Annotated in this window: 15 protein-coding genes; 10 read left to right on the top strand and 5 right to left on the bottom strand. The window is 59.8% G+C overall.

Features of this window, described 5'->3' with window-relative positions; genetic code table 11:
* The first annotated feature begins 80 nt into the window (after positions 1–80).
* Positions 81–1,583, top strand: a complete 1,503-nt coding sequence (locus Har1131_RS18810; RefSeq protein WP_151148187.1) for a CoA-acylating methylmalonate-semialdehyde dehydrogenase — start codon at positions 81–83, stop codon at positions 1,581–1,583.
* Positions 1,584–1,727: 144 nt separating this feature from the next.
* Here the strand turns inward: Har1131_RS18810 and Har1131_RS18815 are convergent, their stop codons facing one another.
* Entirely contained in the window at positions 1,728–2,525 is a 798-nt protein-coding gene (locus Har1131_RS18815; RefSeq protein WP_151148189.1) for an HpcH/HpaI aldolase/citrate lyase family protein, read from the bottom strand.
* Between the two features lie 381 nt (positions 2,526–2,906).
* Here Har1131_RS18815 and Har1131_RS18820 point away from each other — a divergent pair, with 381 nt between their 5' ends.
* Entirely contained in the window at positions 2,907–4,142 is a 1,236-nt protein-coding gene (locus tag Har1131_RS18820) for a mandelate racemase/muconate lactonizing enzyme family protein (protein ID WP_151148190.1), read from the top strand.
* Between the two features lie 121 nt (positions 4,143–4,263).
* Positions 4,264–5,328, top strand: a complete 1,065-nt coding sequence (locus Har1131_RS18825; protein WP_151148192.1) for a 2,3-butanediol dehydrogenase — start codon at positions 4,264–4,266, stop codon at positions 5,326–5,328.
* A 116-nt stretch (positions 5,329–5,444) separates the two neighbouring features.
* Here the strand turns inward: Har1131_RS18825 and Har1131_RS18830 are convergent, their stop codons facing one another.
* Complete coding sequence (locus tag Har1131_RS18830; protein ID WP_151148194.1) at positions 5,445–6,248, bottom strand: aldo/keto reductase; 804 nt, start codon at positions 6,246–6,248, stop codon at positions 5,445–5,447.
* A 218-nt stretch (positions 6,249–6,466) separates the two neighbouring features.
* On the opposite strand from Har1131_RS18830, the gene Har1131_RS18835 reads away from it, so the two are divergent.
* From Har1131_RS18835 to Har1131_RS18855, 5 genes are all read left to right on the top strand, one after another.
* Positions 6,467–7,564 carry a Gfo/Idh/MocA family protein gene (locus Har1131_RS18835; RefSeq protein ID WP_151148196.1) on the top strand — a complete coding sequence of 366 codons (1,098 nt, stop codon included), beginning with the start codon at positions 6,467–6,469 and terminating at the stop codon, positions 7,562–7,564.
* Between the two features lie 121 nt (positions 7,565–7,685).
* Positions 7,686–8,939 carry a substrate-binding domain-containing protein gene (locus tag Har1131_RS18840; protein ID WP_191907516.1) on the top strand — a complete coding sequence of 418 codons (1,254 nt, stop codon included), beginning with the start codon at positions 7,686–7,688 and terminating at the stop codon, positions 8,937–8,939.
* A gap of 140 nt (positions 8,940–9,079) precedes the next feature.
* Positions 9,080–10,705 carry an ABC transporter permease gene (locus Har1131_RS18845; RefSeq protein ID WP_151148200.1) on the top strand — a complete coding sequence of 542 codons (1,626 nt, stop codon included), beginning with the start codon at positions 9,080–9,082 and terminating at the stop codon, positions 10,703–10,705.
* A gap of 122 nt (positions 10,706–10,827) precedes the next feature.
* Complete coding sequence (locus Har1131_RS18850) at positions 10,828–11,661, top strand: ATP-binding cassette domain-containing protein (RefSeq protein ID WP_191907517.1); 834 nt, start codon at positions 10,828–10,830, stop codon at positions 11,659–11,661.
* Positions 11,662–11,798: 137 nt separating this feature from the next.
* Complete coding sequence (locus Har1131_RS18855) at positions 11,799–12,968, top strand: Gfo/Idh/MocA family protein (protein ID WP_225308187.1); 1,170 nt, start codon at positions 11,799–11,801, stop codon at positions 12,966–12,968.
* Here the strand turns inward: Har1131_RS18855 and Har1131_RS18860 are convergent.
* The 3 genes from Har1131_RS18860 to Har1131_RS18870 all read right to left on the bottom strand — a co-directional run bounded on the left by Har1131_RS18860 (position 12,955) and on the right by Har1131_RS18870 (position 15,595).
* Positions 12,955–13,758, bottom strand: coding sequence for a sugar phosphate isomerase/epimerase (locus tag Har1131_RS18860; RefSeq protein WP_151148204.1), 804 nt, complete (start codon positions 13,756–13,758; stop codon positions 12,955–12,957). The genes Har1131_RS18855 and Har1131_RS18860 overlap by 14 nt on opposite strands.
* 96 nt (positions 13,759–13,854) lie before the next feature.
* Positions 13,855–14,673, bottom strand: a complete 819-nt coding sequence (locus tag Har1131_RS18865; RefSeq protein WP_151148206.1) for a sugar phosphate isomerase/epimerase — start codon at positions 14,671–14,673, stop codon at positions 13,855–13,857.
* Between the two features lie 466 nt (positions 14,674–15,139).
* Positions 15,140–15,595 (bottom strand): universal stress protein, encoded by a 456-nt coding sequence (locus tag Har1131_RS18870; protein WP_151148208.1) that lies wholly within the window; start codon positions 15,593–15,595, stop codon positions 15,140–15,142.
* 331 nt (positions 15,596–15,926) lie between these two features.
* On the opposite strand from Har1131_RS18870, the gene Har1131_RS18875 reads away from it, so the two are divergent.
* Together Har1131_RS18875 and ppsA are read left to right on the top strand one after the other, a co-directional pair.
* Positions 15,927–17,090: an NAD(P)/FAD-dependent oxidoreductase gene (locus Har1131_RS18875; protein WP_151148210.1), complete on the top strand. Its 1,164-nt coding sequence runs from the start codon at positions 15,927–15,929 to the stop codon at positions 17,088–17,090.
* Between the two features lie 177 nt (positions 17,091–17,267).
* Positions 17,268–19,571, top strand: a complete 2,304-nt coding sequence (gene ppsA / locus Har1131_RS18880) for a phosphoenolpyruvate synthase (protein ID WP_151148212.1) — start codon at positions 17,268–17,270, stop codon at positions 19,569–19,571.
* Positions 19,572–19,606 lie beyond the last annotated feature (35 nt).

Genomic DNA, 19,606 nt, shown 5'->3' on the forward strand with positions numbered 1-19,606 from the left:
CGGCTTGTGGGCAGTCCGATGGCTCCGAACGCGCGCGGTGGCGTAACACATTTATGGGTGGACCGAGAGGTGTTTCTTGTATGACGAGCAAGCAAGAGCAGTCGCCAGCGGCGACTGCAGTACCCGACACTGTGGAAAATTACGTCGGTGGCGAGTGGGTGTCCGTCGACAGCGACGACGGCCAACCGCTTGTCAATCCGGCAACGAACGAGACACTGGCAGAAGTGCCGTTCTCCGACGAGGCGACTGTCGATGCGGCCGTCCAGACAGCGAGCGAGGCGTTCGACGAGTGGTCCCGAACACCGCCGGTCGAGCGCGTCCAGTATCTCTTCGACCTGAAATCGGAACTCGAAGACCGACAGGAGGACATCGCGCAGGCGCTGACACGCGAACACGGGAAGACACTGGACGAGGCTCGCGGCGAGATCCGTCGCGGCATCGAAAACGTCGAGGTCGCGGCGGGGATTCCGAACATGCTGCGCGAGGGCAGCGGGAACGTCCAGGACGTCGCCAGCGGCATGGACGAACACGCTATCCGACAACCACTTGGCGTGTTCACGGCTATCACGCCTTTCAACTTCCCGGCGATGATCCCGCTGTGGTTCCTGCCCTACGCCGTCGCCACGGGCAACACGTTCGTCCTCAAGCCCAGCGAAAAAGTCCCACTGAGTTCGCAGATCATCTTCGAGGCCATCGACGCGGTTGACTTCCCAGACGGTGTCGTCAATCTCGTCAACGGTGGCGTCGACACGGTCAACGCGCTCCTCGAACACGAGGACATCGAGGGCGTCTCCTTTGTCGGGTCGACCCCGGTCGCGCGCCACATCTACGAGACCAGCGCCAAACACGGCAAGCGCGTGCAGGCCCAGGGCGGCGCGAAAAACTACGCTGTCGTCTCTGAGGACGCCGAACTGGAGGAAGCCATCCCGAACGTCATCGGTTCGGTGTATGGCAACGCCGGCCAGCGCTGTCTCGCAAACGACGTGGTCGTGGGTATTGGCGACAGCTACGAACCGCTACGCGAGCAAATCCTCGACGCCATCGACGACCTCACCGTGGGCAACGGCCTCGACGAGGACACCGATGTGGGCCCGCTCATCACGGGTGAGTCCGCCGAGCGCGTCAAAGAGATGGTCGAAGACGCTGTCGACGAGGGTGCGGACCTAGTCGTCGACGGGCGCGACTTCGAGCACCCCGACTACCCCGATGGGAACTTCCTCGGGCCGACGCTGCTGGAAAATGTTACGACCGATATGGACATCACCCAGACTGAGATCTTCGGCCCGGTGATGGCCCTGACAAAAGCTGACGACATTGACGAAGCCATCGAGATGGTCAACAGTACCCAGTACGGTAACGCCTCCTCGCTGTACACCGAAAACGGCGCGGAAGCCCGGAAATACCGCTACGAGGTCGACGCCGGCAACATCGGTATCAACGTCGGTGTCTGTGCGCCGATGGGCTTCTTCCATTTCGGTGGGCGCAAGGATTCCTTCTTCGGGGATCTCCACGCCCAGGGCGAGGACGCGATCAACTTCTACACGGACAAAACCATCACCATCGAGCGGTACTACAGTCACTGAAATCCGCGGCTTGCGGCCCCAGCTCCACTACTTCGTCTCTTTTGCGTCTGTGAACTCGATTCGAGAATCGATCAACATCGGCTCTCCAGTCGGCAGTCACAGAATGAGATACGGCCAGTTTTGGCTGTCAGGTCTGCAGCGCGGTCAGTCGTCGGATGCGGAGACCGGCCTGTCCAGCGCTTCGGCGTAGTTGTCGATAGCCACTTCGACGCTGTCCATCAGCAGGGCCACGTCCTTGCCGGCGATGAGGAAGTCAAAACCCTGTTGCACTCGGGACTCGATCGCCTCGGCCCCGATGTCGGTCGTCAACGTTCCGACGGGCACGTCGGCCGCGTGGCTGTCGTCGATGATGGACTGGACAGCATCGTCAAACTCTGATGAATCCCACTCTGCGAACATCCCGAGCGAACCGGAGAGGTCGGCCGGGCCGACGAACAGCGAATCGATGCCCTCGACAGCGGCGATATCCTGGGCATTCTCCATCCCCTGTTCTGTCTCGATCTGGGCGATGGTGAGGATGGACCCGTTCGCGTTCGTGACGTACTCTTCGAAGTTTTTCCCGTATCGCGTCGCTCGGCTCCCAGCGATGCCACGAATCCCGTCCGGCGGATACCGTAGTGAGCGGACGAGTTCTTCTGCCTCCTCGGCGGAGCTGATCATCGGAACCATCACTCCGGCGACGCCGATGTCTATGACACGCTTGAGCCGGACCGGGTCGTTCCACGGGACACGGACGATCATGTCGGTGTCGCCGGGCGCGGCATCGACGCCCCGCGCCATGCTCTCTACCGTTTCGAGGTCCATCGTCGTGTGTTCCATGTCGACGAGGACGAAGTCCAGATCTAACTGCGCCGTTGCCTCCGCTATTGTTGGGTGACCGACCGATATCCAGGTCCCGAACGGGCTGTCGGCCGATTCAATTGCGTCTTTGAGATGAGTCATGTCTAATTGATGACCGCCAGTGACTGATGGGGGACGTCTCGCCACTGATCAGCGGCTGGCGTTACTTGGGAATCTATCATAAATATTCGATTGGAGGTATAAAAATATACGGGTACACGACACACACGTTGATACCTGTGTACTTCCGGTCATCGACGAAACGCAGCACGTGTGTACAGACACTATCCCCATGCATCGGAACATATAACAGGACAAACGTAGATACCAGAAACGATGGGATTCGGTATCATCCGGTGTGCCAGTTTCGTCGCGGACCAGTCATGCCGGATGGTATCGAGTTGCCGAGGCGGAACACGCAGTCACTACGACCGTTCCAGTCCACGCCGGCAGACGGTGTGGAATGACAAAAACTGACAAACAATGTACGAAGACTTCGCATCCAAGCTCGCAGCGACGATGTGGGCCGACTTCGACGAGACGCCGCGCCGCGCGGACGGCCCACCGGCAGAGATTACCGACCTGAACACGCTGGTCATCGACGGGAATTTCCCGTGGACTATCGTGACCGTCGAGACCGACGAGGGCGTCACCGGCATCGGCGAGGCCTATCCGTCCCCGGGAGTCCACGAGATCATCACGGACTACCTCCGACCCGTACTGGTCGGTGAGAACCCGACAGACGTGGAACGGCTCTACAACCTCATGCGCGAGAGTCTCTCGGGGCGTGGCTCCCAGGAAGGTGTGGGCACTATCGCTATCAGCGGCGTCGAACTCGCTCTGTGGGACGCGACGGGCAAGCTCCTCGACCAGCCGGTGTATCAGCTCCTCGGCGGGAAGGTCCGTGAAGAGGTGGCCGTCTACGCCGACTGCCACGCCGGCGAGGCGATGGTCGAATCCGCCGAGGAAGGCCAGGAGGAGGAGACCTACGAACCGGAAGCCTACGCTCAGGCCGCCCGTGCCGCCGTCGAGGACGGCTTCGACATCGTCAAGTTCGACCTCGACGTGCCGTCGGGCCGCGAAATAGACACTCTGTCGCGCCATTTCGACCCGCCAGAGATTGACCACAAGCAGCGCGTCGTCGCGGCTGTCATGGAGGAGATCGGCGACGACGCCGAGATCGCAGTGGACCTGCACTGGAACTTCAGCCCGGAGACGGCCGAGCGGCTCTGTCGCGCGCTCGAACCGTACGACCTCGCATGGATAGAAGACCCGCTACCCCCCGAAAACACGGACGCCATGCGGGAACTCAAGCGCCGGGTCAACGCCACTATACTCACCGGAGAGAACCGCTACGGCCGCCACGGCTTCCGCGACCTCATCGAGGACCAGGCCGTCGATTTCCTCGCACCCGACGTGCCAAAGACCGGCGGCATTGCAGAGACGAAGAAGGTCGCCGACATGGCCGAAGCGTACTACCAGGCGCTCGTCCCGCACAACATTGGCAGCCCGGTCGCCACGGCTGCAACTGCCCACGTCGGCGCCACCGTCCCGAACTTCGTCGCGCTAGAGTACCACGCCCGGGAGGTCCCATGGTGGGAAGACCTGCTGGCCCGCGACGAGGACTTCATCCAGAACGGTCGCATCCAGATCCCTGACTCGCCGGGCCTGGGCATCGAACTGGACTGGGACGTCGTTGAACAGCACCGCAAGGAGTAACCACGCCGTTCGTGTGGACGCCGATGCGTTTTCGCGGTACTGTCTAACCGAAAGGGTTAGCACTCTCCCGGGAGATATATTCAACAGGCATGCAATCGAGTGACACAGCGGAGCGACACCCATGAGAGCCGCGCGCTTCTACGGCCCGGGCGACGTACGGATCGACGACGTGGAGCCGTCCCCGGTCGGACCGACCGACGTACGGATCGCCGTGGCGGCGTGTGGCATCTGTGGGACGGACATTCACGAGTACGAACACGCTGAGTACACGCCCGCAGACCCACACCCAAGGTCGGGGGCGAGCCGGCCGATCACCATCGGGCACGAGTTCAGCGGGGCCGTCAGTGAGGTGGGAGACGACGTAACCAGCATCGAGGTAGGGGACCCTGTCGCTGTCCATCCAAACATTCCCTGTAGAGAGTGTCGGTACTGCGAGGACGGAGCCTACAACCGCTGTGAGGACGTGCTGGCGGTCGGCCTCCAGACCGGGGCCGGTGGCTTCGCCGAGGAAGCCGTCGTCCCGGCTGGGCAGGTCCACCGGCTCCCCACTGACGTGCCCGTCTGGAAAGGTGCGCTCATCGAACCGCTCGCTGTCGGCCTCCACGCGGTCCGCCGGTCGGAACTGCGCGCCGCCGACACCGCTGCGGTTTTCGGCTGTGGCCCAATCGGACTGACGGTCATCCGGGCGCTCGACGAAGCGGGCGCGAAGCGGATCTTCGCCTCCGAGCCGAACCCGGCACGGCGCGAAGTCGCGCTGGAACTTGGCGCTGATATGGTCGTCGACCCGACGGAATCCAACGCTGCGGAGCAGATCACGACCGCGACTGGCGGCGTGGACGCCTCGTTCGAGTTTGCCGGCGTCGCCCCGGCGGTCAACGCCGCTATCGAGAGCACGCGCCGGGGCGGCTGTGTCACCGTTGGCAGTATGACCAGCGGGACGACGAGTGTGGACCTCCAAGGGATCGTCACGGGCGAGCGGACCCTCCGTGGCACGTACTGCTATGGCTTCCCGCCGCGGTCGTTCCGGACAGAGTTCGATGCCGTCATCGAGTCGCTGGGCGACGGTGGCATCGAAGCGGACACCTTCGTCACGAGGCGAATCGGACTGGACGCGCTCGTCGAGGACGGCATTGAGGAACTAGGCTCGCCGGACACTGGCCACGTCAAGATCCTCGTCGAACCATGACCGCAGTCGAGGGCGTCTCGTAGTCAGTCACAACTAGCGGTGGTGTGAAACCGACGGACAAAGCCCGTCTCAACGCCTGTAACGGGAGAAAACCATCGGGGCCGAACTGCCAGCGATTACCAGGTCATCCAGTCGGGGTCCTCACAGCGGTGGGTCCGCTCGATTGCGTCGATCCGATCTACGTCTTCGGCGTCGAGTTCGACCTCCAGCGCGCCGAAGTTGTCCCGGAGGTGGTCGACGGAACTCGTCCGCGGGATCGCCGTCACGCCCTCCTTCGAGAGCAGCCACGCGAGCGAGACGACCGGTTCCGAGACACTGTGCTTCGCCGCGATGTCGGAGATGATGTCTACCTCAAACACCTCGCCCTGGGCCAGCGGCGAGTAGGCGACGAGGTCGGTGTCGGTGTCGGCGAGGAATGCCCAGAGTTCGTCCTGTTGGAGTAGTGGGTGCATCTCGACCTGGAGCGCGTCGATAGGGCGGTCGATCAGTTCGTCGGCGAGTTCGAGGTCGTCGACGGTGTAGTTGCTCACGCCGAGATTGTCGACCCGGCCGTCGGCGACGCGGTCCGCGAGGACCGGCAGGACCGTCTCGATGTCGTCCTGCCCGCGCGGCCAGTGGTGATACAGCAGGTCGATGCGGTCGAGACCGAGTTTCTCGAAGCTCTCGTCGATAGCCCGCTCGACGTACTCGGTCGTCTTCTCCGGTTCCTCGAAGTGTGCGACCTTCGTTGCGACGAAGAGGTCGTCACGGTCGACGTCGGCGGCGGCGATGGCCTCGCCGACTTCCGCTTCGTTCCCGTAGAGCCGGGCGGTGTCGATGTGGCGATACCCGTGTTCGATGGCCGCTTTAATCGTCTCGACGCCGTCCGCGTCGGTGAGTGTGTACGTTCCGAGTCCGAGTCGCGTTTCGTCTTCGAGCATATCCGCCGATATAGATGCGGATCGTATAGTGGTATCGGCTTCGGTAGACTCCCGTTTGGCTTCTCCAAATCTTTATTTCGTGCGCTGTCGAGATTTCACTCGATGCGAATAGCGCTCCACACTGACCGGACTCGCTGGCAGTTGAATCTGTCAGAGACGTATCGCACATGTGCCAGCCAACCAATGGCGCTCGCTCGCGGTGAGACGGAGGCGACCGCATGACCCTCGATATCGGCTTCCTCGGCTACCGATTTATGGGGAAAGCACACGCGAACGCGCTCGCGCGCTTGCCGATGTTCTTCCCCGACGCGCCGGCGACGAACCGTGACGTACTCATCGGTCGGAGCGAGGCGGCCGTCAGCGACGCGGCAGACCGTTTTGGCTTCGACCGAACGGCGAGCGACTGGCGCGACGTGGTTGACGAGGTGGACGTGTTCTACAACCTCGGGCCGAACCACGTCCACGCCGAGCCGACCATCGCCGCCCTGGAGTCGGATGTACACGTCATGTGTGAGAAGCCCCTCGCGCCGGACATCGAGACGGCGACGGAGATGTGCGAGGCCGCCCGCGAGAGCGACGCCGTCGCCGCGACGGGGTTCAACTACCGCTACGTGCCGGCGATCCAGCTGGCAAAGCGACTGGTTGATGCTGGCGAACTGGGCGAGATCTACCGCGTGAAGGGGCGCTGTCTGCAGGACTGGCTGGCCGACCCGAGCCTGCCCTGGAACTGGCGCTGTGACGCGGACGTGTCCGGGACTGGTGTCGTGGGTGACGTGGGATCGCACACGATCGACCTCGTCAGCTGGATTATCGGCGATATCGAGAGCCTCAGCGGCTCGCTGGTGACACAGGTCACGGAGCGACCCGACCCCGACGGCGACGGGACCCGACCGGTGACGACCGACGACGAATATTCAGCCCTCGTGGAGTTCGAGAACGGTGTGGAGGGCGTTCTGGAGGGGTCTCGGATCGCAACCGGTCGAAAGGCCGACAACGCTATCGAGATATACGGGTCCGAGGGTGCGCTGAAGTTCTCGCTCCGCCGGCTCAACGAACTCCAGGTCAAGGGACCGGACGACCGCGGCTACCAACAGATTCTCGTGACCGACGACGATGACCCCTACATGGACCGCTGGTGGCCAGCGGGCCATATCATCGGCTGGGAGCACACGTTCGTCCACGAGAACTACGAGTTCCTCACCGCCGTTCGAGATGGTGACCAGTACCGACCGAATTTCGAGGATGGCGTCGACGTTCAGCGCGTGGTTGAGGCCATACGGGAGAGCGACGAGCGCGGTGAACGGGTGTACGTCTGACGGCGATACTGTGCGGGGACTCATCTCGAGAGCCCACTCTCGACACTCCGCTAGCTGTGCAACCAGCAACATGGATGATTAATAGAAATGTTTATTTACCTGTTCACCAATGGTGAAGTGTATGCCTGACGGTAACGCATCCGAACACGGTGACGAGATAGTATCGATCGATCTCGGCGTCTCACGGCGAAATCTGATGAAACAGATGAGCGCCGTCGGCATCGCAGGTGGCCTCTCCGCGCTGGCCGGCTGTGGTGGACTCCGGTCTGACAGCCAGACACCGACGGAATCTGCAGACGGCGAAAGTGGCGACGGTTCCGGTGGCCAGAGCGACGGTGGAGGCGGCTCAGACTCGCTTCCAACAGCACTCCGAGTCCCGCTCGTCCCCCCGCCCACCGCCGACAGCATGGACCTCGCGAACCCGACACACGAGGAACGCGAGATGGTGTTTGTCACGCACGTCGTCGACGAGTTCATGACCGGTATTATCGTCGGTATGAACGACGCGCTGAACAACGTCGGTTGGTCGGGCGAGTTCATCGGCCCGTCGAGCCACGACCCGGCCCAGCAGATCGAGACGCTCAACACGACGATATCGCGTCTCAATAACGGCGAAGACGCTATCGCGACGAGTATTCTGAACAAGGACCAGTACACCGGCCCAATCCAGAACGCCATCGACAACGACATTCCCGTCGCTTCGTTCAACACGAGCGTCTACTCGGGCCAATACAGCGAGATGATGGACACGTTCGGAACCGTCATCCCGTACGTAGGCCAGAAGTTCGTCGAAGCCGGTGTGGCAGTCGGTCAAACTGGGTACGAGATAGCCCGGGAAAAAGTCGACGGGGAGATCGTCGCGCTCCCGACCACCTCCGCGCCGGGCCACCCGGCGCTGTCGGCGCGAGCCGAGGGGATTCGCATGGCCCTCGAAGCACAGGACGACGTGCGGGTTCTGAGCACGCTGAACGTCAGCGGCGACCTTTCGCAGGCTATCAACCGCGTGGATACGAAGTACAGCGCCACGCCTGACCTCAACCTCATCCTCGGGACAGCCCTGCAGGGCGCAATTGCCGGCGGTCGACTCGTCGAGAACAACAGCCTGCAGGACGAGATGACGGTCGGTGGCTTCGACCTTCCCGGGCCGACACTAGACGGGATTGAAAAGGGAACTATCGACTTCACCGCAGGGCAGGACCCGTACAGCCAGGGGAACATGCCGGTCAACATGATGTGGAATTACATGGAGCGCGGGATCCCGATGAAAGACTTCAACACTGGGATTTCCATCATCGACGAATCGAACCTCGAATTCGCTCGGCGTCGTTCCGGGTCCTGGGGTGACCTGCAGAGTTGGCAGGACAATAACTACTGAGACTGCCGACACGATCGAGGGCCTTTCGGCCGTTCATCACTGTATTTTCGGCCATCGAGAGCGTGTCAGTTGCTTGAATAGCCAGACAACACATGCCGTAAAACCAATGTTTTATAATTGGTGAATGCGTTCGACCAGGTATGGCAGAGGTCGATGCCTCAGTATCAAGAGACAGCGGATTAGGCAGCGTATCAAGACTGTTACAGAGTCGGGAGGTGGGGGCGATACTCGCGGTGAGTGTCCTTCTGGCGCTCGGCACAATCGTCCGGGCGGACGTGTTCCTCAGTTCAGACAATCTGGTCGGCATCGTTCGGAACACCGCGGTGACAGCCATCATCGGATACGGGATGACTCTGCTGATGGTCTCCGGCGAGTTCGACCTGTCAGTCGGGTCGCTGATGGCTGTTTGTGGCGCACTGGTAGCGACCATGTACGGAACTGGCTACCCCATCCTGTTCGTGGTGTTGCTAGTGCTCCTGTTTGCGGCCCTGTACGGGCTGTTCCAGGGACTCATGATAACCAAACTGGGACTCCCGTCGCTTATCGTCACTATCGGGACCTTGACATTATTACGGGGCGCAAACCTCGTTATTCTACAGGGGCAAACCGCAACGATTAGCAGCGACAACTATCCCGACCTGTTATTCTACATCGGCGGTGTTACCGAACTGGTTTCTGGACCGGCGCTGCTCCAGCAGTTCCCGATCCAGATCATCTGGACCCTCGTCTTCCTTGTCCTTGGCTACTACGTCCTCAACAGAACCGCCTTTGGCTACCGCTCGATGTTCACCGGCGGAAACCAAGAGAGCGCCCAGCGAACCGGTATCAAGACTGACCACGTAAAGATTATCAACTTCATGCTGGTCGCACTACTCGCGGCCTTCGCTGGTATCGGTCAGCTTGCCTTTACACAGGCTGTGTCGCCGTCAACCGGACAGGGCACTGAGCTGATCGTTATCGCCAGCGTCGTCATCGGTGGAACCAACCTCTTCGGTGGTAAAGGGTCAATGCCCGGCACCTTCCTGGGTGCACTCGTGTTTGCACTCACGCAGAATATCCTCGTGCTGGCGGGACTAGGTGTGCGCCTGTTCCAGGTTTTCACTGGCATCTTCATCATCTCGGCAGTGCTGATCGAGGTGCTGAGCCGTGACGTTCGCATCGAGTACCTGACCGACGAGTACATCGACCCGATCAAGGAGATCAGTAACGATACGAGCGGTTTCTTCGAGTACGTCCGAAGCGATATCCAGGGACTCGATGCGCCACTCATGTTTGCGACCATCGGGACGCTCATCCTCACGCTCGTGACGCTGATTGCAATGACGGTCATTGACCTCGCTCTCGGCTGGGGCTTTTCCTTTGCTATCGTGAGTCCCGGTGTCGCCGCGCTCGGGACGCTCCCGCTCGTGACGTTCATGTCGATGGCTGGACTTCTCCTATTGACTGCAATCTTCCTGCACGCGTCCGTGAAAATCATCGGGACGCGACGTGACTTCGACACCACGCTCCAGGGAGTCATTTACAGTTTCGCCCCGGCCGTGTTGCTCTTCCTGCCGATTCTGCTCGCTGGGTGGGATTTCATCATGCCGGTCGTCATGGCAGCGGCGGCACTCGTGTTCCTCCCATCCATGTATCTCCTGTACAGTTCGACGCAGATACTCCACGAGTTCAGTAGTCGGAACGCCGCGCTGTCAGTCGTGATGACTGTCATCCTCTGGGCACTGGTCGTGGCCTTCACTCTAACACAAATCTCGGCCATTAACTGACTGACTGGTGCGTTTTATTCAGTTCTCGGGTGCAGATTGTTTTCAATGACGACAGCCTCGACGAGGCATTGCAGCCGCAATAACCCACCACATTTATAATGGTGGATTGTGATTTTTCCACCATGTCAAAGGCAGACGAGCAGACAGTAGATAGAGATGTAAATACGTCCACCAGTACGGGAGCGGACGATGACACCATTCTCTCCGTAGAGAACGTCTCGAAACACTACGGCGGCGTTGTTGCGCTCGAAGACGTCTCCCTCTCGATAAAAGACAACGAGGTCCTGTCTATCGTCGGTGACAACGGAGCCGGGAAATCGACCTTTATAAAGCTCCTCTCCGGTGTTATTCCGGCGACATCCGGGACGTTTAAAATGCGTAACGAGGAGACCGGCGACCTCGAACACATCGTCCTCGATTCGCCGTCGATGGCCAAGCGGGCCGGTATCGAAACGGTGTTTCAGGACATGTCGCTGTCGATGCAACACGACGTGGCCTCGAACGTGTTCATGGGCCGCGAACCGACGAAAGGCGGGCTGCGAGGGAAGCTTCTCCGCCGTATCGATAGGGAGTATATGGAAGAGCGGTCGATTGAAGCGCTGGACGAGATCGGGTTCGAGATCGACCCCAACGCGGTGGCAGACGAACTCTCCGGCGGGCAGCAGCAGGCTGTTGCCGTCGCTCGGGCACTCATTTCGGACCCGAGAGTCGTCATCCTCGACGAGCCCACCGCCGAGGTATCCGTCGAGGGCTCACAGAAGATTCTGGACCTGATCGAAGAGCTCCAGGCATCCGGGAAGACGGTCATTTTCATCACCCACAACCTGCAGGAAGTGTTCGACGTAGCGGACCGCGTTGCCGTGCTCCGCTCCGGGAGTCTCGTCGCAGAACTAGAAAACGACGGCACCATTGACCGCGAGGACCTCGTCGGTCGCATGACCGGCGCGATTCAGTAGCGCCGTCGCCGACAGTTGGACACTGCTTTTCGACTTTCTCTCTCGTCTGCGCACCCATCCGAACAGGAGTTCTTGGAGCCGAAATAGCCCTCCCGAGGGAAACCTATTTGTGAATGTCTCTCCCATTCTCGTATGTCATGAAAGTCGGAATGATCGGAGCCGGGAGTATCGCTCAGATTATGCATCTGCCGTATCTGGCAGAGATTCCAGACATCGAAATCGAGGCGTTGGCCGATCCAGGAGCGAACACCACCGAAACGCTGGGCGACCGATACAACGTTCCCAACCGCTACCGGGACAGCGAGACGCTCATTCAGGAGGAGCGGAATCACCTCGATGGCGTGGTCATCGCGACACCGATGCAGACCCACGCCGACCTCGCTATCTCGGCGCTTGAAGCGGGCCTCCACACGTTCGTCGAGAAGCCCATCGCCGTTACGCCCGAGGACGCAGAGCGCGTTGTCGAAGCCGCTGACGCCGCTGATGTCGACTGCATGGTCGGGTATATGAAGCGCTACGACCCCGGTTTTCAGCGATTCGCAGAACTGGTCGACGATATCGATCAGATCGATCTCGCCACCAGCGTCGTCATTCCGCCGGATGTCGGTTCGGTCCTCGAGGACACCTACGACCTCATCCAGGCTGACCTCGACGATTCGTTCATCGAAGAAAGCATGGCGGCCCGGCAGCGTCAGTGCGAGGCGGCTATCGGGACCGAGGACGAGACCCTCACTCGTGCCTACGGCTATCACTTAGAGAGTATCTGCCACGACGTGAACGCGCTCCGCGGCGTATTCGGCGCTGTCACGGGCATCGACCACGTCGATGTATTCAGCGACTGGAAGTATCTGACGGCCCAGCTCCGCTACGAGGACGACCTCCGCTGCATGCTGGAATCGGGGGCGACCGACCGGATGTGGTACGACGAGCGGATCCAGGTCGATGCACCAGACCGCTCCGTTTCCATCGGCTTCTCGAACGCGTTCATCAAGAACACCCCGGCCGACGTTCGTGTCAAGCAGGGGACCGAGGAAACCGAGGAGACGATTCACACGCCGTCGACCGACGAGGCGTTCAAGCGCGAACTCGAACATTTCAAGAATTGCGTCGAGGGGAACGCCACCCGCGGACGACGCCGACCGACGCACAGCGTGACGTCGAACTCATTGCCGACCTGTTCCGTGAGTTCCAGGGGCATGAACTGGTCGGCGAACCACGGACGTAACGTTACACCGAACGGTACGGTCGATTTCTTCAGTACAAGTGGTCGGATTTGGAAGGGTCTGACGCCGCTCAGCGGTCAGTAACCGACCGTAGATGGTCGATATTCTCCTTGGCGTGGACCAGCGGATGGTCCTTCTGGTTCTCGATCTCGATGGTCCGATGGCCGTCGTATCCGACTTCATCCAGGGTCTCGAACACCTCACTGAAGTCGATAACACCCTTGCCGAGGTCCGTAAACGCCCAGATGTAGTTGACAATGCTGTCGTAGTCTTTCTTGCCAGCGGTGAGGTTCTCGACGTGGGTTTCGAACTCTGCTGGAGGATCGATATCCTTGAGGTGGACGTACGCGATATCGTCTGCGAACCGTTCGATCCCTTCGGTGACGTCGCCGTAGGCGTAGTAGTGTGCCGTGTCGAACAGCAGTTCTACGTTGTCCGGTCCCTCATCCAGCCAGCGCCGGATTTCCTCGGGCTGTTCGATGTGTGCGCCGAAGTGATGGTGAACTATTGGTGTGACACCGGCTTCCTTCCCAGCGGCTCCGATCTGGTCGAGCCAGTCGGCAAACGTGTCGTCGTCAACGACGCCCCGAGGCGGCGGCAAGATCCCGAGGAAGTTCGCCCCCAGCGAGCCGGCTAGTTCCGCGCCGTCGACGGCGGCCTGTAGGTCTTCTTCCGTATTGAGCCAGCCAGCCATAACACAGTAAAGATCGAGGTCATACTCGTCGAGTAGTTCGCGCAGTTTCGCCTCACCGATGGCTTCGGCCTTTCCCAGTCCGATTTCGACACCGTCGTACCGGCACGCTGCGAAATCGCCGATCCCTTCGGAGACGACAGCCTCCGAGTCGTACATGATGGTCGCGTATCCGATTCCCATACGGGTACATCTCACACAGCCAGGAACAAAACGTTTTGTACACAGCTGCGCCGATTCCGGTACGCTGGAGTCACCGATGCGATCCAGTCCAGTCGACTACTGGCCGGTAATCTCCCACCAGTAGTCGAGATTCTCTTTGGCGTGGGCAATCGGGTCTTTCGTCTGGTTCTCGATCTCAATCGTGATGTGTCCGTCGTAGCCGATTTCCTCGAGCGCGTCATGGGTGGCGGCGAAGTCAATGACGCCCTCTCCAAGGTCGGTGAAGGCGTTGTAGTAGAGGAACACGGTGTCGAGCCGGAACTTCCCCTCCGACAGTGCGGCGACGTGGTCATCGAAGCCCGCATCCGGTGCGACGTCTTTCAGGTGAACGTACTCGATGTCGTCAGCGAACCGGCGGATACCGTCGGACAGGTCACCCTCTGGATCACCTTTATCGTACGGATAGTGGTGAGCCGTATCCCAGAGCAGTCCCAGGGAATCCGGGGCGCGGTCGAGCCACTCCTCAATTTCATCGAGTTGTTCGACGCGGGTCCCGCCGTGGTGGTGCAGGACTGGCGTAATATCGGCATCGTCTGCAGCGTCGCAGATCTCGCCCAGCCACCGCTCGAAATCGTCGTCGTCGGTTGTCCCTCGGTGCGGTGGGAGGATTCCCAGATAGGGTGCGCCGAGGTCGGCGGCCGTTTCTGCCCCGGCCGCGATACGGTCTGCCGCGCCCTGTGTTTCGAGCCATTCACCCATCGCACAGTAGAGGTCCAAGTCGTAGGCGTCCAACTGTTTCTCGAACGCATTCGCCCCCACGGCGTCGATCTCTCCCAAACTCGTCTCCACGCCATCGTAGCGACAGGCACCGATGTCGGCAATGCCATCTAGTAGCGATTCCTCGCCGTACATGATAGTCGTGTATCCGACTCCCATACAAGTCCCACTCTCTAGACCAATATATAAATTGGGGACTGACCGATCACAGCTACTGTCTATGCTCAATATGAGTCATAGAAACACTGGGTTGCTGGTCACTACGAACGACTTGTATTCCGACTGCTTTCTCCAACGTCTGTTCGGCCTGACCGAACCCAACATATGGCATCTGGTGACATGCGTCTCATCTGTAGGTTCTAGACGGTCCCTACGGCACATGGCTTCGTTACCGATCCATTCCGTTCGTAGTAACCGAACGAACTCTGATTTAAGAATAACAGTAGTACATGTGTTATAATCTTCCTACAAACGTATATTATCTAGTCTTGGAAAGAAATATTGTTCGGAAGATACGAACGACAAGACACTATTTGCCAGACCGTATCCCATCCAGTTTGTATTCGCAGTCGAACCAGTATCTCATAATCCAATCAGCAAGAGAACACTGCGCCGGGCTGTCGCCTTATTCTCGCTGGATGTACGTTACGGGGCAGTTCGCATTCAGAAGAATCTGTTGTGCGTGGTCGCCAAACACCGCTTTGCCGGTCGGTGACCGCCCCGCGCCACCGATGAACAACTGATCGATATCCAATTCCTCCGCAATACGGACAACCTCTGTATCGGGGTTCCCAACGATCCCACGTATTTCGTAGTCGATTCCCAGTTCAGAGAGCTTCTCTGCCGGGGTTCTGACGCTGTCGTGCCGGGACGCCAACTCGTCCGGTTGTAACGCTCCAGAGGTCGGATCCAGGTCCAGGTCGTCCATTAATTGCTCGTACTCGTCGTTCGTGAACACATGCAACAGGTACACAGTCGCGTCTGCTGGTTTTGCAACTGCGATTACGGCATCAAGGAGTCGTTCAACGTGATCTCTGTCGTTCTCCCCAACCGCGAGTAGGACGTTATCTAACGATTTCATCAAATACAACATTTGACTACAACGGCAATAATTGTTGTGCTTGTCTCCAGAAATCGTTCCAGTTAGAGTGGTATCCCTCTTAACGTCAAATGCCTGGAAGGTGTTTTCTGTAATATCGGCTTTGAAGATCCGTGAATGGGAATCGAATATTATTGCAATACCGCACTACTATCGGTTACGTACGGTATAAGAGTGGTATTTCCCCAGCCTCGAACGCCTGACCAGACTTACAGAGTTGTCGTCCCGAGAGGCAATTCAACGTGACGATACCACCGCAAGATCGTAAATCGATTCCAAAGGGTTTGTATCAGATGCCTCCGGAGAAGCTTCTATGACAGAGAACATAGTCGTACTAGGAGCTGGATATGCAGGTGCCGGCGCGATTAAGAGTGTAGAGGACGAACTGGACGGCGAGGCTAATGTCACCTGGATTTCTGAGACAGACTACCATCTGGTGCTGCACGAGTCCCACCGGTGTATTCGGGACCCAAGTGTCCAAGAGAAGATCGCTATCCCAATCCACGAGATCAAGGAGCCCTCGACCTCGTTCATTCAAGACAAGATTGTCGGTATCGACACCGACGCTCAAGAAGTCGACCTCGTCGAGTCCGACACCGTCGAGTACGACTACCTGCTCGTCGGGCTTGGTTCGCAGACGGCCTTCTTCGGGATCGACGGCCTCGAAGAGCACGCCCTGACGCTGAAAAGTCTCGACGACGCCCTGGAGATTCACGACACCATTCAGCAGGCCGCTCGTGAGGCCTCCACGAACGACCCGGCGCAGGTGGTCATCGGCGGCGCTGGCCTCTCGGGTATCCAGACCGCCGGCGAGGTTGCCGAGTTCCGCGATCAGCACAACGCGCCTATTGACATCCACCTCGTGGAAGGCCTTGATCAGGTCCTGCCCAACAGCGATCCGGAACTGCAGGGTGCCCTGCGCAAGCGCCTAGAAGCCGCAGGTGTGAACATCAAGTGCGGAGAGTTCATCGGGAAGGTCAACGAAGAGACCGTCTACATCGGCGATGAGGACGAACTGGACTACGACGTACTGGTCTGGACCGGCGGCATCACCGGCCGGGACTGCATGCAGGACGTGAACCTGGACAAAGACGAGCGCAACCACCGCGTCCACACCGAGGGGAACTTCCAGACCGACGACGAGCGCGTCTTTGCCATCGGCGACTCGGCGCTGATCGACCAGCCCGGGGACCAGCCCGCGCCGCCGACGGCTCAGGCCGCCTGGCAAGCCGCCGAAGTCGCCGGCGAGAACCTGGCTCGCGCCGTTCGTGGCCAGCCACTCAAGACCTGGACCCACAAGGACAAGGGGACGGTCGTTTCGGTCGGCGAGAAAGCCGTCGCCCACGACGTGCTGAACATGCCCGTCGAGACCTTCGGCGGTATGCCCGCGAAGCTGCTGAAAAAGGCGATTGCCGCCCGCTGGATCAACGACGTGACCGGCATCAGTCGGGCTGTGAAGGCCTGGCCCGACATGTAGGGAGGACCTTTTTACGTCACCCCCTCTCCTCGCGCCCGCTGGGAGCGTGCTGGAGTGAAACCGTATCTGAGACACGGTAGATTCTGTGTCCAGCACAGATGGAAGTACGACAGTCGAGCGTAGTAGTGATACGAGAAACCCGTACCTTCATAATATACAACAGTGTTTAATCCAATAATGCCAGTAGCTTGGCTGAACGCAGTCAGCGGGAGTGATATCGATACCGCCGGTGGCAAAGGAGCGTCTCTGGGCGAGATTCGTGGTGCTGGGCTCCCGGTCCCATCCGCATTCATCGTCACGGCGGATACGTATCGGACGTTCATCGAGGAGGCAGGTATCGCTGCGGAACTGTTCGAGGCTGTTGACGTCGACAGCGAAGATTCGACAGCGCTGGCAGCGGCCGAACAGCGGGCCCGCGAACTCATCATGAACGCCGAGTGGCCCGAGACCGTCCAGTCGACGATTCTCGACGCCTACGATGATTTCAGTGATGATCCCTTCGTCGCCGTCCGGTCCTCGGCGACGGCTGAGGACCTTCCCGACGCGTCATTTGCAGGCCAGCAGGAGACATTCCTGAACGTCGACCGCGAGGAATTGCTGGATCGCGTCAAGCGGTGCTGGGGATCGCTGTTCACGCAGCGAGCTATCTACTACCGCGACGAGCAGGGATTCAACCACGAGGCTGTCGACATAGCTGTCGTCGTCCAGCGGATGGTTGACGCGGAGAAATCTGGCGTCATGTTCACCAGCCACCCGTCGACCGGCGACTCGGAGGTCATCATCGAGGCCGCATGGGGGCTCGGTGAGGCTGTTGTTTCGGGCTCTGTCTCCCCGGACAACTATATCCTCGACAAACAGAGCGGTGCAATCGAAGAGATGACCGTCACGACGAAAAAAACAAAATGCGTCAAAGACGCGGCAACCGGCGAAACAGTCGAGCGTACGGTTGCGGACGACCGCCAAGACAAGCGTGTACTGAGCGAGGCGGAACTCGACGAGCTCCGGAAGATCGGTCGGCAGGTCGAAGACCACTACGAGGAGCCACAGGACGTCGAGTGGGCCATCGCTGGCGGGGACGTGTACATGTTACAGTCCCGGCCGATAACGACCATCGACGAGACGACCAATGGCGCTGCGACGGACGACAGGAGCGAGACCGATGGCGATAGTGACGGGGAAATTCTCAGCTCCGGCCTGGGTGCGAGTCCAGGTACGGTGTCGGGGCGTGTCAGGTTGATCGACAAACTCGATCATCTCGATTCGGTGACCGAGGGTGACGTTATCGTCGCGGAGATGACGACACCGGACATGGTGCCGGCGATGAAGCGGGCGGCGGCGATTGTGACCGATGAAGGCGGGATGACGAGCCACGCCGCAATCGTCTCCCGAGAGTTGGGTGTCCCGGCAGTTATCGGGGCTGAAACCGCGACTGAGACGCTGGCCGATGACCAGTATGTCACTATCGACGGCGACAAAGGGACTGTCGTGGATGGCGCAACAGCAGAGATGGAGAGTGACACAGACTCACCGACAGGAGCATCCGACGCTGCTACAGGGGACACAGAGGCTTCCGGGGCGAGACACATCCCGAAGCCGATGACCGCAACCGAGGTAAAAGTCAACGTCTCTATTCCGGAAGCCGCCGAGCGCGCCGCGGCATCGGGGGCCGACGGTGTCGGCTTACTGCGCATCGAGCACATGGTTCTGTCGCTGGGACAGACCCCGGAAAAGTACATTGCCGAGCACGGTGAGCGGGCGTTCAGACAGGAGATCATCGATGGGATTCGGACGGTCGCCGAGGAGTTCTACCCGCGGCCGGTCCGGGCGCGGACGCTAGATGCGCCGACCGACGAGTTCCGTCAACTCGATGGCGGTGCGGACGAGCCTACAGAGCACAATCCCATGCTGGGTTATCGGGGGATCCGGCGTAGCCTCGACAAGCCCGCCGTGTTCGAGATTCAGTTGGACGCAGTGCGCCGCTTACACGAGATGGGCTATGACAACGTTGAGTTGATGTTCCCGCTGGTGACCGATGCCGAGGACGTGCTTCGGGCGAAGTCTCACATGCAGACTGTCGGCATCGATCCTGACAAGCGCCGGTGGGGAGTGATGATTGAGACTCCGGCAAGCGCCCTTTCCATCGAGGGAATTATAGATGCCGGGGTAGACTTTGTCTCCTTCGGCACGAATGACCTCACGCAGTACACGCTTGCGGTCGACCGGAACAACAGTAACGTGGCGAACCGCTACAACGAACTCCATCCGGCGGTCCAGACACTGATGACTGACGTGATCAAGACGTGTCGAGCTAGCGATGTGGACACAAGTATCTGCGGACAGGCGGCGTCGAAGCCGACGATGGTCCGGTCACTGGTTAACGCCGGAATCACATCGCTGTCGGCCAATGTCGACGCGGTTCAGGATGTCCAACAGGAGGTCAAACGGGTCGAGCAGAAGCTACTGGTTGATACGATCCGGTGAGTACGCTACTAACTGGATGACGCCGCTGGAACAGA

It is taken from the genome of Haloarcula sp. CBA1131, assembly GCF_008728975.1.
Lineage (GTDB): Archaea > Halobacteriota > Halobacteria > Halobacteriales > Haloarculaceae > Haloarcula > Haloarcula hispanica.

What these genes read in the sequence shown, in the direction of transcription:
- Har1131_RS18810 (WP_151148187.1), top strand. Translation starts at nt 81, where the DNA reads ATGACGAGCAAGCAAGAGCAGTCGCCAGCGGCGACTGCAGTACCCGAC.
- Har1131_RS18815 (WP_151148189.1), bottom strand. Translation starts at nt 2,525, where the DNA reads ATGACTCATCTCAAAGACGCAATTGAATCGGCCGACAGCCCGTTCGGG.
- Har1131_RS18820 (WP_151148190.1), top strand. Translation starts at nt 2,907, where the DNA reads ATGTACGAAGACTTCGCATCCAAGCTCGCAGCGACGATGTGGGCCGAC.
- Har1131_RS18825 (WP_151148192.1), top strand. Translation starts at nt 4,264, where the DNA reads ATGAGAGCCGCGCGCTTCTACGGCCCGGGCGACGTACGGATCGACGAC.
- Har1131_RS18830 (WP_151148194.1), bottom strand. Translation starts at nt 6,248, where the DNA reads ATGCTCGAAGACGAAACGCGACTCGGACTCGGAACGTACACACTCACC.
- Har1131_RS18835 (WP_151148196.1), top strand. Translation starts at nt 6,467, where the DNA reads ATGACCCTCGATATCGGCTTCCTCGGCTACCGATTTATGGGGAAAGCA.
- Har1131_RS18840 (WP_191907516.1), top strand. Translation starts at nt 7,686, where the DNA reads ATGCCTGACGGTAACGCATCCGAACACGGTGACGAGATAGTATCGATC.
- Har1131_RS18845 (WP_151148200.1), top strand. Translation starts at nt 9,080, where the DNA reads ATGGCAGAGGTCGATGCCTCAGTATCAAGAGACAGCGGATTAGGCAGC.
- Har1131_RS18850 (WP_191907517.1), top strand. Translation starts at nt 10,828, where the DNA reads ATGTCAAAGGCAGACGAGCAGACAGTAGATAGAGATGTAAATACGTCC.
- Har1131_RS18855 (WP_225308187.1), top strand. Translation starts at nt 11,799, where the DNA reads ATGAAAGTCGGAATGATCGGAGCCGGGAGTATCGCTCAGATTATGCAT.
- Har1131_RS18860 (WP_151148204.1), bottom strand. Translation starts at nt 13,758, where the DNA reads ATGGGAATCGGATACGCGACCATCATGTACGACTCGGAGGCTGTCGTC.
- Har1131_RS18865 (WP_151148206.1), bottom strand. Translation starts at nt 14,673, where the DNA reads ATGGGAGTCGGATACACGACTATCATGTACGGCGAGGAATCGCTACTA.
- Har1131_RS18870 (WP_151148208.1), bottom strand. Translation starts at nt 15,595, where the DNA reads ATGAAATCGTTAGATAACGTCCTACTCGCGGTTGGGGAGAACGACAGA.
- Har1131_RS18875 (WP_151148210.1), top strand. Translation starts at nt 15,927, where the DNA reads ATGACAGAGAACATAGTCGTACTAGGAGCTGGATATGCAGGTGCCGGC.
- ppsA (WP_151148212.1), top strand. Translation starts at nt 17,268, where the DNA reads ATGCCAGTAGCTTGGCTGAACGCAGTCAGCGGGAGTGATATCGATACC.